Here is a 12,015-nt window from a genome sequence, read left to right on the forward strand (position 1 = left end):
CGCCGGGCAAGGAGGGCCGCATGACCGTACGGCGAGTAATGGGAATCGAGACGGAGTACGGGATCTCCGTCCCCGGCCACCCGAACGCCAATGCCATGCTCACCTCGTCCCAGGTCGTCAACGCCTACGCGGCCGCGATGCACCGGGCACGACGTGCCCGCTGGGACTTCGAGGAGGAGAACCCGCTGCGGGACGCCCGAGGCTTCGACCTCGCCCGCGAGGCCGCCGACTCCAGCCAGCTCACCGACGAGGACATCGGGCTGGCCAACGTCATCCTCACCAACGGGGCCAGGCTCTACGTCGACCACGCCCACCCCGAGTACAGCGCCCCCGAGGTCACCAATCCGAGGGACGCCGTCCTCTGGGACAAGGCCGGCGAACGGATCATGGCCGAGGCCGCCGAACGCGCCGCCCAGGTCCCCGGCGCCCAGCCCATCCACCTCTACAAGAACAACACCGACAACAAGGGCGCCTCCTACGGGACGCACGAGAACTACCTGATGAAACGGGAGACCCCGTTCTCGGACATCGTGCGCCACCTGACGCCGTTCTTCGTCTCCCGGCAGGTGATCACCGGCGCCGGACGCGTCGGCATCGGCCAGGACGGCCACGAACACGGCTTCCAGATCAGCCAGCGCGCCGACTACTTCGAGGTGGAGGTCGGCCTGGAGACGACCCTCAAGCGGCCCATCATCAACACCCGCGACGAACCGCACGCCGACGCCGAGAAGTACCGCCGGCTGCACGTGATCATCGGCGACGCCAACCTCTCCGAGATCTCGACGTACCTCAAGCTGGGCACCACGGCACTGGTGCTGTCCATGATCGAGGACGGCTTCATCGCCGTCGACCTCGCCGTCGACCAGCCCGTACGCACCCTCCACCAGGTCTCGCACGACCCGTCGCTGCGCCACCTCATCACGCTCCGCAGCGGGCGCACGCTGACCGCGGTGCAGCTCCAGATGGAGTACTTCGAGCTGGCCCGCAAGTACGTCGAGGACCGCTACGGCGCGGACGCCGACGAGCAGACCCGGGACGTGCTCTCCCGCTGGGAGGACGTGCTGGGCCGGCTGGAGAACGACCCGATGAGCCTGTCGGGCGAGCTGGACTGGGTCGCCAAGCGGGAGCTGATGGAGGGCTACCGCCGCCGTGACGGCCTGGACTGGGACGCCGCCCGACTGCACCTCATCGACCTCCAGTACGCCGACGTACGCCCCGAGAAGGGCCTGTACAACCGTCTGGCCGCCCGTGGCAGGATGACGCGGCTGCTGGACGAGGCCGCGGTCGAACAGGCCGAGCTGAAGCCACCGGAGGACACCAGGGCCTACTTCCGCGGCCGCTGCCTGGAGCAGTACGCCGACGACGTGGCCGCCGCCTCGTGGGATTCGGTCATCTTCGACCTGCCCGGCCGTGACTCTCTGCAACGGGTGCCCACGCTGGAGCCGCTGCGCGGGACCCGGAAGCACGTGAAGGAGCTCCTGGACCGCTGCCGGACGGCAGAAGAGCTGGTCAGGACGTTGTCCGGGCGCTGAAACGGGGCAGGTTCATGGCAATTCCGCCGTGATCCACGGCTGATCGACGGCTGAAAAGGCCGCGCCGCGGGAATCATCGAGGTGACTCCCGGGCGTTGCAGCAAGTGCAGGGCCGATGTCGGACCCTGCTTGTAGGGTCGGATCTTGAAGGTCACATCGAGCGGGGCAAACCGAGCGGGGTGAGGGATATGGCGACCAAGGACAGCGGCGGACAGCAGCGGGCCACCCGGTCCACCGAAGAGGTCGAGGAGCAGACCCAGGACGCGCAGGTCTCGGACGACCTCAAGGAACGCCAGGAGAAGCTGAGCGACGACGTGGACTCGGTTCTGGACGAAATCGATGACGTACTCGAGGAAAATGCCGAGGATTTCGTTCGGAGCTTCGTGCAAAAAGGCGGACAATAGAGGTCGCCGGACCACTTTTACCTTCGAATCGAAGGTTGGGGGGATTGGGAGTGTCTGGCGAACCGAACGCGAAGCGGTGTACGCGCTGCGAGCGGGATCTACCTGCCGCGGCATTCGCGAGGGACAGGAATCGGCGTGATGGCCTCCAGGTGCGGTGCCGGGGGTGTGTGGCGGAGTACAGTGCCGCGCACTACCGGCGCCGCCGGGCGGCCATGGGGAAGCGGGTCCGGGAGAAGGCGGACGTCCCGGCTGGCCACAAGCTCTGTCGGACGTGCGGTGAGGTTAAACCTCACAGCGAATGGCATCGCAATGCGACGGCATCCGACGGTCTGGCGACGCGCTGCAAAGCATGTCGGGTGGTGCAGGGGCGCCAAGGCCACCTGAAGCGCCACTACGGCATCACCGAAGCCGAGCGTGACGAGATGATCGCCGCTCAAGGTGGTCTGTGCGCGATATGCCTCAAGGCTCCGGCCGCTCATGTGGATCACTGCCACACGACGGGTAAAGTCCGTGGCGTACTGTGCTTCAACTGCAATTCGGCCATCGGCAAGTTGGGAGACGATCCCGACGTCATACGGCGAGCTATCGCATACGTGGAAGGAAACTCGTGGAAGCCAACCCTCTGAGCACCGGGCGTCTGCCGGCTGCCTTCCTGACGCCCGGGTCGTCCTCGTTCATGGACTTTCTCGGGGAGCACTCGCCCGAGCTGCTGCCGGGCAACCGGCCGTTGCCGCCGGTGCAGGGCGTCGTCGAGGCGCCGCACGGCACGACGATCGTGGCGGCCTCGTTCCCCGGCGGTGTGGTGCTCGCCGGTGACCGCCGGGCGACGATGGGCAACGTCATCGCCCAGCGCGACATGGAGAAGGTCTTCCCGGCGGACGAGTACTCGGCGGTCGGCATGGCGGGCACCGCCGGCTTCGCCATCGAGATGGTCAAGCTGTTCCAGTTGGAACTGGAGCACTTCGAGAAGGTCGAGGGAGCCCAACTCTCCCTGGAGGGCAAGGCGAACCGGCTCTCGACGATGATCCGCGGCAACCTCGGGATGGCCATGCAGGGCCTCGCCGTGGTGCCGCTGTTCGCCGGCTACGACCTCGACCGCGAGAAGGGCCGGATCTTCTCGTACGACGTCACCGGCGGGCGTTCGGAGGAGCACGGGTTCGCGGCCACCGGTTCCGGCTCGGTCTTCGCGCGCAGTGCGCTGAAGAAGCTGTTCCGGGAGGACTTCACGGAGCATCAGGCCGCCACCGCCGTCGTCCAGTCGCTCTACGACGCCGCCGACGACGACTCGGCGACCGGCGGGCCGGACATGGCGCGGCGGATCTACCCGATCGTCACGGTGATCACCGAAGAGGGCTTCAAGAAGCTGACCGAGGCCGAGGTCTCGGAGATCGCCCGCGCCGTGCACGAGCGCCGCCTCGACCAGCCCGACGGCCCGCGCGCCGCGCTGTTCTGACGGGACGGATGAGGTAGCGGTGCGCCCCCAGACAGCGAGAGAGCTTTTGACAGGAAGGGACGGATAGCCGGTGTCGACGCCGTTCTATGTCTCACCCCAGCAGGCCATGGCCGACCGCGCCGAGTACGCCCGCAAGGGCATTGCGCGCGGCCGCAGCGTCGTGGTGCTGCAGTACACCGACGGCGTGCTCTTCGTCGCCGAGAATCCCTCCCGTGCCCTGCACAAGGTCAGTGAGATCTACGACCGGATCGCCTTCGCGGCGGTCGGCAAGTACAACGAGTTCGAGAACCTCCGGATCGGCGGCGTCCGTTACGCCGATCTGCGCGGGTACACCTACGACCGGGAGGACGTGACCGCCCGTGGGCTGGCCAACGTCTACGCCCAGACGCTCGGCACGATCTTCTCCAGCGCGGCCGAGAAGCCGTATGAGGTCGAGCTGATCGTCGCCGAGGTCGGCAACGCCCCCGAGGACGACCAGATCTACCGGCTGCCGCACGACGGTTCCATCGTGGACGAGCACGGTTCGGTCGCGGTGGGCGGCAACGCCGACCAGATCAGCAGCTATCTCGACCAGCGGCACCGGGACGGGATGACCCTGGCGGAGGCGTTGCGGCTGGCGGTGGACTCGCTCGCCCGGGACACCAACGGCGGTGAGCGGACGCTGACCGCCGAGCATCTTGAGGTCGCGGTGCTGGACCGTACCCGCCCGCAGAAGCGGAAGTTCAAGCGGATCCTGGGGCGTCAGCTGTCCCGGCTGCTGGAGGAGCGGGCGGCCGCGGCGGGGGAGAAGGGCGCGCCCGCGGCGGATGCGGGGGAGTCCTCGGATGCCTCCGCCTCCGCGGCCGGTGGGAACGACAAGGGCGCCGGCAAGGGCTCGGCCGCGGGGAAGAGCGGTTCCGGCGCGGCGGATGCGGACGGCGGCGAGCCGGAAGCCGGTTCCACGGAGGACTGAGGACCGCGGTATTCCGCTTCCGGGCCGGTTGCCCGGATCGCGCGCCCCGGTGGGTCATCACCCGCCGGGGCGCGCGGTGTTGTGCGGGGCGTCCGGCGGCGGTGGTGCGGTGGAGCCGCGTGGGACGAGGGTGACGGGGAGGGTGGTGGCATCGGCCGGGACTCCGTCCAGGACGGCCATCAGGGCCCGTAGTCCGGCCTCGCCGAACTCCTCGGCGGGGAGCCGTACGGTCGTCAGTTCCGGCTCCACGGCGACCGCGAGGGCGAGGTCGTCATAGCCGGTGACCGAGATGTCCTCGGGGATCCGCAGGCCGAGGCGGCGGACCGCCTTGCAGGCGCCGGCGGCGATGATGTCGTCGTCGCAGAGCAGAGCGGTGGGGCGGGGGCCGGGGGCGGTCAGCGCGGTGTGGGCGGCGTGCAGTCCGGCGTCGACGCCGAGTGCGGTGGGGACGCGGCGCAGTACGGCGTCGGGGACGCCGGCCAGGGCGTCGGCGAGGGTGCGGGCGCGGACGGCGAAGGTCCAGGAGTCGATGTCGGCCGCGAGGTGGGTGATCCGGCGGTGGCCGAGGCCGGTGAGGTGGGCGGCCAACTGCCGTACGCCGTCGGCGATGTCGAGGTTCACGGTGGCCGAGGCGGCAGTGTCGCCGGGGTCGCTGTCGAGCATGACCAGCGGCAGTCCGGCGGTGCGCAGTTCGGTGAGGGCGTCGGCGGCCATGGAGGAGGCGATGACGCCGTCGAGGGCGGCGGAGGCGGAGGCGAACGGGTCGCGGGCCGGGCCGATTCCTTCGGGGGAGGGGTAGAGGACCACGCCGAAGTCGTGGTCGGCGGCGATCCGGGCGGCTCCGGTGTAGACGCGTGCGAAGAATTCGGTGGTGAGGGCGGGGACCACGAGCAGGGCGGTGCGGGTGCGGCCGGTGCGCAGGCTGCGGGCGGCGAGGTTGGGGCGGTAGCCGAGCTCGCGGGCGGCGTCGCGGACCGCGTCGGCCTTGCCGGGGGAGACCCGGCCGCGCCATTTGTCGCCCAGGACCAGGGAGACCGCGGCCTGGGAGACGCCGGCGGCGCGGGCGACGTCGCGGCTGGTGACCCGGGGGGTGGTCCGGCCGGTGGTGGCTTCCGGGGGCGGTGGAGCGGTGGGCGCGGCGGCCTCGTGGCGGCTGGTCACCGGGTGTGTCACTCCTTGGGGCCGGCGCTGCGGGGGTGGACCCGCGGGTTGCCGCCATGGTACGTATGACGCCGGACGTTATACGTAACACTTCCGGTCTCGGATCGGGGGAGAGGGGCAGCCGTGGCCGCGGGATATGCGGATTTGCTCAGGACCCGGTATGCCGCCCGGCTGCTGACCGGGACCCTGGTCGGCAGGCTGCCGAACGCCACGGCGCCGCTGGCGCTGGTCCTCTTCGTCCGGGCCGAGGGCGGCAGCTACGCCCTGGCCGGCGCGCTCTCCGCCGTCTACGGCGTCTGCACCGCCCTCGGCCAGCCGCTGCTGGGCCGCGCGGTGGACGTGCACGGGCAGCCCCGGGTGATGCTGCCCGCCTCGGTGGTCTCCGCGCTGGGCATGGCGCTGCTGGTCGCCGTCGGGGTGGGGCCGCGGTGGGCCGCCTGCCTGGCCGTTGCGGTCGCCGGGTTGTTCACGCCGCCGCTGGAGGGCGGGCTGCGGGCACTGTGGCCGGTGGTGCTCCGGCGGGCGGATCGGGTGCATGCCGCGTACGCGCTGGACGCGGTGGCGCAGGAAGTCATGTTCGCGGTCGGGCCGTTGCTGGTCACGCTGTGCGTGGCGGCCTGGTCACCCGGGGCGGCGCTGCTGGTGGTCAACGCGATCGGGGTGCTCGGTGCGCTCTCGGTCGTGGTCTCGGCGCCGTCGCGGGAGTGGCGCAGTGCGCCGCGGGAGGCGCACTGGCTGGGCGCGTTGCGGTCGGCCGGGATGCTGGTGCTGATCGGCGCGTTCTTCTTCGTGGGGCTGGCGCTGGGGTCGATCGCGGTGGCGGCGGTCGGCTATGCCGAGGGGCACGGCGGTGGGCTGGTCTCCAGCTGGCTGCTCTCCGCGCTCGGTGTGGGCGCGCTGGCCGGCGGTCTGGTCTACGGGGCCCGGCAGTGGCCGGGGCGTCCGGAGGCCCGGCTGCGGCTGCTGGTGGCGCTGTTGGCGTTGGGTTATCTGCCGCTGTTCCTGGTGCCCGGGGTGGTCGGGATGACGGTGCTCAGCGGGCTCGCCGGGGTGTTCCTGGCGCCGGCGTTGGCCTGCGCGTTCGTGGTGGTGGACCGGCATGCGCCGACGGGGACGGTGACGGAGGCGTTCTCGTGGCTGGTGACGACGTTCGGTGTCGGTTCGGCGGTGGGGGCCTCGGTGGCCGGGCCGGCGCTGGAGGGCGGCGGGCCGGCCGCGGGGTTCGCGGTCGCGGGTGTGTCAGGAGTGGCCGCTCTGCTGGTGCTTTTGTCGACGAAGCGATTGCTCGGGGATCCGGTGGTGCCCGCCGTGGGTGCGGTCCGGGCGGAAAATGATCGAAACGGGGCTGTCGAACCCGGTTTCAGAGCAGGCCATCAGGCGTAATGTTCAGTCATGGACCGCCGCATTTTCGGGCTGGAGAACGAGTACGGCGTCACGTGCACGTTCAGGGGACAGCGCCGACTGTCGCCTGACGAAGTGGCGCGGTACCTCTTCCGCCGTGTCGTGTCATGGGGCCGCAGCAGCAATGTCTTCCTGCGGAACGGCGCGCGCCTGTACTTGGACGTGGGGTCACACCCGGAATACGCAACTCCCGAGTGCGACAACGTGACGGAGCTGGTCACCCACGACAAGGCCGGCGAACGCATTCTCGAAGGTCTGCTCGTCGACGCCGAACGCCGCCTGCACGAGGAGGGAATCGCGGGCGACGTCTATCTCTTCAAGAACAACACCGATTCGGCGGGAAACTCCTACGGCTGCCATGAGAACTATCTCGTGGCGCGGCACGGCGAGTTCTCCCGGCTCGCGGACATCCTCATTCCGTTCCTGGTCACCCGGCAGCTGCTGTGCGGTGCCGGCAAGGTGCTGCAGACGCCGCGCGGCGCGGTCTACTGCGTCAGCCAGCGCGCGGAGCACATCTGGGAGGGCGTCTCCTCGGCGACCACCCGGTCCCGGCCGATCATCAACACCCGGGACGAACCGCACGCGGACGCCGAGCGCTATCGCCGGCTGCACGTCATCGTCGGCGACTCCAACATGTCGGAGACGACGATGATGCTGAAGGTCGGGGCCACCGATCTGGTGCTGCGGATGATCGAGGCGGGTACGGTCATGCGCGATCTGACGCTGGAGAACCCGATCCGGGCGATCCGTGAGGTGAGTCATGACACCACCGGTCAGCGCAAGGTGAGGCTGGCCAGCGGGCGTGAGGCGTCGGCGCTCGAAGTGCAGCAGGAATACTACGAAAAGGCCGTCGATTTCTGCGATCGCCGCGGAATCCGTACCGGTACCGTCGAGCGTGTCCTGGAGTTGTGGGGGCGCACTCTGGAAGCGGTCCGGGAGCAGGAACTGGACCGGATCTCGACCGAGATCGACTGGGTGATGAAACATCAGCTCATCGAGCGGTACCGCGCGAAGCACAACATCAGCATGTCCCATCCGCGGGTGGCGCAGATAGACCTCGCGTATCACGACATCCACCGCCGTCGGGGGCTTTATTACCTCCTGGAGCGGAAGGGACAAGCGGCGCGGATCTGCAACGACTTGAAGATCTTCGAGGGCAAGTCGGTGCCGCCGCAGACGACGCGTGCGCGGCTGCGCGGGGACTTCATTCGCCGGGCTCAGGAACAGCGCCGGGATTTCACGGTCGACTGGGTTCATCTGAAGCTGAACGACCAGGCGCAGCGGACGGTCCTGTGCAAGGACCCGTTCCGTTCCGTCGATGATCGGGTGGAGAAGTTGATCGCCGGGATGTGAGCGTCCGGAATGTGTGCGGGTGCGCCGGGAGCGTGAATGCTCTCGGCGCATCGTCGTGTCGCGGCGGGCCGCTGTGTTCACCGGAGGCGGTCACAGTGACAGGTCGTAGAGTGGCGGGCATTGCCCACCTTCCCCACGAGCCCGAGTTGGACAGATGCTGAATTCTCCCGGGGGGCGCTTCCCCCGCCCCTTCGCCACGCACACCCGCCGTGCCGCCGCTGCCGCGCTGGCGGTGCCCGTTCTGCTCCTGACCGCCGCCTGCGGGTCCGACGACGGCAAGACCTCCGACGAGGCGGTGGTCAAGGTGACGGGCAAGCCCGGTGCGAAGCCGACGATCTCCGTGCCCAAGGACGCCAAGCCGGCGGACAAGGCCGTCACCAAGACCCTGGCCGAGGGCACGGGCGCGGTCGTGAACAAGGGCGATCTGGTGCGGCTGGACTTCTCCGCGCAGACGATGAAGGGCCAGAACCTCGGCAGCAGCTGGACGCCGCAGCCGGGCGCGAAGCCGGGTGGCCCGCGTACCCAGGTCGTCACCGAGGTCACCGAGCAGATGACGCAGCAGATGCTGCCGCCGAAGGTGCTGACGGCCGCGGCCGGGCAGAAGGTCGGCGGCCGGTTCGAGGTCGAGGGCACCGCCAAGGCGCTGATCGGCGAGGGCCTCAACCCGCAGTCGGGGATCAAGCCGGACGACGGTCTGGTCTGGGTCGTCGACGTGGTCGGCGCGAAGAAGGTGGACAAGAAGGCGAAGGCCGAGGGCAGCCAGGCGGACCCGGAGGACGGGATGCCGGAGGTCAAGGCCGAGGACGACAAGGCCGCCGCGATCACCGTCCCCAAGGGGGAGAAGGCGCCCACCGACCTCAAGCAGCAGGTGCTGATCAAGGGCAAGGGCCCGGAGGTGAAGGCCGGTGACGGGCTGATCGCCCAGTACACCGGGGTGAAGTGGGAGGACGGGAAGAAGTTCGACTCGTCGTGGGACCACGGCGGTGCGACGGCCTTCCAGATCGGCACCGGGCAGGTCGTCCAGGGCTGGGACCAGGCGCTGGTGGGCAAGCACGTCGGGGACCGGGTGGAGATCGTGATCCCGCCGAAGCTGGCCTACGGTGCGAACCCGCAGCACGAGCTGGCGAAGAACACCCTGGTCTTCGTGGTCGACATCGTCGGCACGGTCTGATCCGGGGTGACCTGCGGGATCTGCAAGACTGGCCCGGTAATCGAAAAGATTCGCAAGTAGGAGCACATTCGTGAACATCGACAAGCCCGAGATCGACTTCCCCGAGGGCCCGGTTCCCGCTGACCTGGAGATCGTGGACCTGTGGGAGGGCGACGGGGCGGTCGCCAAGGCCGGGGACATGGTCTCCGTGCACTACGTCGGCGTCTCCTACAGCACGGGTGAGGAGTTCGACGCGAGCTGGAACCGCGGCAAGCCGCTCCAGTTCCAGCTGGGCGCCGGCCAGGTCATTCCGGGCTGGGACCAGGGCGTGGCGGGCATGAAGGTGGGCGGCCGGCGCCGGCTGACCATCCCGCCGCACCTCGCCTACGGTGAGCGCGGCGCCGGCGGTGGCCGGATCGCGCCCAACGAGACGCTGATCTTCGTGTGCGACCTGGTCTCCGTCTGAGACCTCGTACGACACCGAGAGGGTCCGTGCCGGCCGGCGCGGGCCCTCCGCTTTTGCCGGACGCACCCAGGGCGGTACGGTCACCCGTTGGGAGCCAACGAGAAAGGGCGTCGATGGCGATTGCCAAGGCCGAGCGGCTGATGAATCTGGCGCTGTGCCTGCTGGGGACGCGACGCCCGCTGACCAAGCACGAGCTGCGGTCGTCGATCGAGGCGTACCGCGACGCGTTCGGTTCCGGCGCCGGTCACGGGGCCGGCGGTGACGACGCCTTCAACCGGATGTTCGAGCGGGACAAGGACGACCTGCGCGAGCTGGGCCTGGTCATCGAGACCGTGGACGGCATCGACGGCGAGGTCGGCTATCTGGCCCGCCGCGACAGCAACCGGCTGCCCCCGATCACCCTGGACGCCGAGGAGTCCGCGGCCCTCGGACTGGCCGCCAAGGTCTGGCAGCAGGCCCGGCTGGCCGGCGCGGCCAGCGGCGCGCTGCAGAAGCTGCGGGCGGCGGGGATGCCGCTCGCCGGGGAGCCCGACGAGCCGGACGCCGGGCCGCCGCACAGCGCGCTGGAGCCCCGTATCCCCACCCATGAGGCGGCCTTCGAACCGCTGATGCTGGCGTGCCGGGACCGCCGCCCGGTCGTCTTCGACTACCGCAAGTCCAACGCCGCCCATCCCGAGCCGCGGCATATCGAGCCCTGGATCCTGGAGTGCTGGCGCGGCCACTGGTACGTCGCCGGCTGGGACCGGGACCGCGGCGCGGAGCGGGTCTTCCGGCTCTCCCGGATCACCGGCAAGGTCCGTTCCCGGCAGGGGAAGTTCACCGTGCCGGTGCCCGACCACGTCACCGTGCGGGAGACCGTCGAGCGCTGGGCGGGGGAGACCGCCACCGGCACCGCGAGGATCAAGCTCCGTACGGGGCACGGCTATCCGCTGCGGGCCCGTGCGCTGGTCGTCCGCGAGCTGGACGGCGACTGGGACGAGCTGGAGATCCCCTACGGGCACGGACTCGACGCCTGGCTGGTGGAGTTCGGGCCGGACGTGGTCGTGCTGGCGCCGGCGGAGCTGCGGGCCGAGGTCGTCGACCGGCTGCGCGCGGTGGCCAAGGGCTGAGAGGGGGACGGAACATGGCTGCGAACGCGATCGACCAGACCCGCCGGATGCTGTCGCTGGTGACGTATCTGCGCGAGCGCCCCGGCGCGCGCGTCGAGGACGTCGCCCGGGCCTTCGGCATCACCGAGGACGAGCTGATCGCCGACCTCGACGTGCTGCCGATGTGCGGGACGAGCTTCCGCGGTGGCGATCTCATGGACATCGACACCGACGGCGACCGGATCTGGTGGCACAACCCCGACGACGTCGCCGAGCCGCTGCGGCTGGCCGCCGACGAGGCCACCGCGCTGCTGGTCGCGGCCCGTGCGGTGGCGACCCTGCCGGGGCTGCGCGAGGGCGACCGGCAGGCGCTGCTGCGGGCCACCGCCAAGCTGGAGGCGGCGGCCGGGGAGGCGGCCGGGGCCAGCTCGCGGCTGTCGGTGACCTTCGAGTCCGAGGGCGGGGTCTTCGCCGACGTGGACCGCGCCATCGCCGAGCGGCGCCGGCTGTGGCTGCGGTACTACTCGCCGGCCCGTGACGAGCTGACCGAGCGCGAGGTGGACCCGATCCGGCTGTTCGCCGTCGGCCACACCTACATGGAGGCGTGGTGCCGGCTCTCCGAGGCCCGGCGCACCTTCCGGCTCGACCGGGTCGCCGAGATCAGGCTGCTGGACGCGCCCGCCGACCCGCCGCCGGTGGAACTGCGCGACCTCTCCGAGGGGCTGGTGCAGCCCGCGGCCGAGGATCCCGAGGTCGCCGTCGAGGTGGGGCCCGGCGGGCGCTGGGTCGCCGAGTACTACCCGCACGACAGTGCCGAGGAACTCCCCGACGGGGGCCTGCGGATCACGCTGCGCACGCCCGATCCGGCGTCGCTGCGGCGGCTGGCGCTGCGGCTGGGCCGGGACGGCCGGATCGTGTCGCCGCCGGCGCTGGCGGCGAGCGCCCGGGAGGCCGCCCGGCAGGCGCTGGCGGCGTACGGCGAGTGAGACGGCCCGCCCCGGAGGCGGGCCGGCGCACCGATGACCGTAAGACAAGGCAGCGAAGGATGACGACCA

The 12,015-nt window shown here is 70.4% G+C and carries 12 protein-coding genes; 11 read left to right on the forward strand and 1 reads right to left on the reverse strand.

Annotated features, from left to right (window positions below; all coding sequences use genetic code 11):
• Positions 1-20 precede the first annotated feature (20 nt).
• The 5 genes from dop to prcA all read left to right on the forward strand — a co-directional run bounded on the left by dop (position 21) and on the right by prcA (position 4,341).
• Positions 21-1,532: a depupylase/deamidase Dop gene (gene dop / locus ACRAS8_RS28380; RefSeq protein ID WP_438488831.1), complete on the forward strand. Its 1,512-nt coding sequence runs from the start codon at positions 21-23 to the stop codon at positions 1,530-1,532.
• Positions 1,533-1,720: 188 nt separating this feature from the next.
• The gene (locus tag ACRAS8_RS28385; protein ID WP_438488832.1) at positions 1,721-1,936 is read left to right on the forward strand and encodes a ubiquitin-like protein Pup; all 216 of its coding nucleotides are present in this window, start codon (positions 1,721-1,723) and stop codon (positions 1,934-1,936) included.
• A gap of 50 nt (positions 1,937-1,986) precedes the next feature.
• The gene (locus ACRAS8_RS28390; protein ID WP_438488833.1) at positions 1,987-2,562 is read left to right on the forward strand and encodes an endonuclease VII domain-containing protein; all 576 of its coding nucleotides are present in this window, start codon (positions 1,987-1,989) and stop codon (positions 2,560-2,562) included.
• Entirely contained in the window at positions 2,544-3,389 is an 846-nt protein-coding gene (gene prcB, locus ACRAS8_RS28395) for a proteasome subunit beta (RefSeq protein ID WP_438488834.1), read from the forward strand. The genes ACRAS8_RS28390 and prcB overlap by 19 nt, the downstream gene beginning before the upstream one ends.
• 70 nt (positions 3,390-3,459) lie before the next feature.
• The gene (gene prcA / locus ACRAS8_RS28400) at positions 3,460-4,341 is read left to right on the forward strand and encodes a proteasome subunit alpha (protein ID WP_438488835.1); all 882 of its coding nucleotides are present in this window, start codon (positions 3,460-3,462) and stop codon (positions 4,339-4,341) included.
• A gap of 57 nt (positions 4,342-4,398) precedes the next feature.
• On the opposite strand, the gene ACRAS8_RS28405 is transcribed toward prcA, so the two are convergent.
• Positions 4,399-5,502: a LacI family DNA-binding transcriptional regulator gene (locus tag ACRAS8_RS28405; RefSeq protein WP_438488836.1), complete on the reverse strand. Its 1,104-nt coding sequence runs from the start codon at positions 5,500-5,502 to the stop codon at positions 4,399-4,401.
• A 123-nt stretch (positions 5,503-5,625) separates the two neighbouring features.
• Between ACRAS8_RS28405 and ACRAS8_RS28410 the strand changes: the two genes are divergently transcribed.
• From ACRAS8_RS28410 to ACRAS8_RS28435, 6 genes are all read left to right on the forward strand, one after another.
• Positions 5,626-6,885, forward strand: coding sequence for an MFS transporter (locus tag ACRAS8_RS28410; RefSeq protein ID WP_438488837.1), 1,260 nt, complete (start codon positions 5,626-5,628; stop codon positions 6,883-6,885).
• 9 nt (positions 6,886-6,894) lie between these two features.
• Positions 6,895-8,256, forward strand: coding sequence for a Pup--protein ligase (gene pafA / locus ACRAS8_RS28415; protein ID WP_438488838.1), 1,362 nt, complete (start codon positions 6,895-6,897; stop codon positions 8,254-8,256).
• Between the two features lie 154 nt (positions 8,257-8,410).
• The gene (locus ACRAS8_RS28420) at positions 8,411-9,427 is read left to right on the forward strand and encodes an FKBP-type peptidyl-prolyl cis-trans isomerase (protein ID WP_438488839.1); all 1,017 of its coding nucleotides are present in this window, start codon (positions 8,411-8,413) and stop codon (positions 9,425-9,427) included.
• Between the two features lie 70 nt (positions 9,428-9,497).
• Positions 9,498-9,872, forward strand: coding sequence for an FKBP-type peptidyl-prolyl cis-trans isomerase (locus tag ACRAS8_RS28425; protein WP_438488840.1), 375 nt, complete (start codon positions 9,498-9,500; stop codon positions 9,870-9,872).
• Between the two features lie 113 nt (positions 9,873-9,985).
• The gene (locus ACRAS8_RS28430; protein ID WP_438488841.1) at positions 9,986-10,981 is read left to right on the forward strand and encodes a helix-turn-helix transcriptional regulator; all 996 of its coding nucleotides are present in this window, start codon (positions 9,986-9,988) and stop codon (positions 10,979-10,981) included.
• A 14-nt stretch (positions 10,982-10,995) separates the two neighbouring features.
• Positions 10,996-11,946 carry a helix-turn-helix transcriptional regulator gene (locus ACRAS8_RS28435; protein WP_438488842.1) on the forward strand — a complete coding sequence of 317 codons (951 nt, stop codon included), beginning with the start codon at positions 10,996-10,998 and terminating at the stop codon, positions 11,944-11,946.
• Positions 11,947-12,015: the final 69 nt, after the last annotated feature.

The sequence above is a fragment of the Streptomyces sp. S186 genome (assembly GCF_051603415.1).
Taxonomy (GTDB): Bacteria; Actinomycetota; Actinomycetes; order Streptomycetales; family Streptomycetaceae; genus Streptomyces.

Excerpts from the sequence above, each read along its gene's own strand:
- ACRAS8_RS28430 (WP_438488841.1), top strand. The coding sequence starts at position 9,986 with ATGGCGATTGCCAAGGCCGAGCGGCTGATGAATCTGGCGCTGTGCCTG.
- ACRAS8_RS28420 (WP_438488839.1), top strand. The coding sequence starts at position 8,411 with ATGCTGAATTCTCCCGGGGGGCGCTTCCCCCGCCCCTTCGCCACGCAC.
- pafA (WP_438488838.1), top strand. The coding sequence starts at position 6,895 with ATGGACCGCCGCATTTTCGGGCTGGAGAACGAGTACGGCGTCACGTGC.
- ACRAS8_RS28435 (WP_438488842.1), top strand. The coding sequence starts at position 10,996 with ATGGCTGCGAACGCGATCGACCAGACCCGCCGGATGCTGTCGCTGGTG.
- ACRAS8_RS28385 (WP_438488832.1), top strand. The coding sequence starts at position 1,721 with ATGGCGACCAAGGACAGCGGCGGACAGCAGCGGGCCACCCGGTCCACC.
- dop (WP_438488831.1), top strand. The coding sequence starts at position 21 with ATGACCGTACGGCGAGTAATGGGAATCGAGACGGAGTACGGGATCTCC.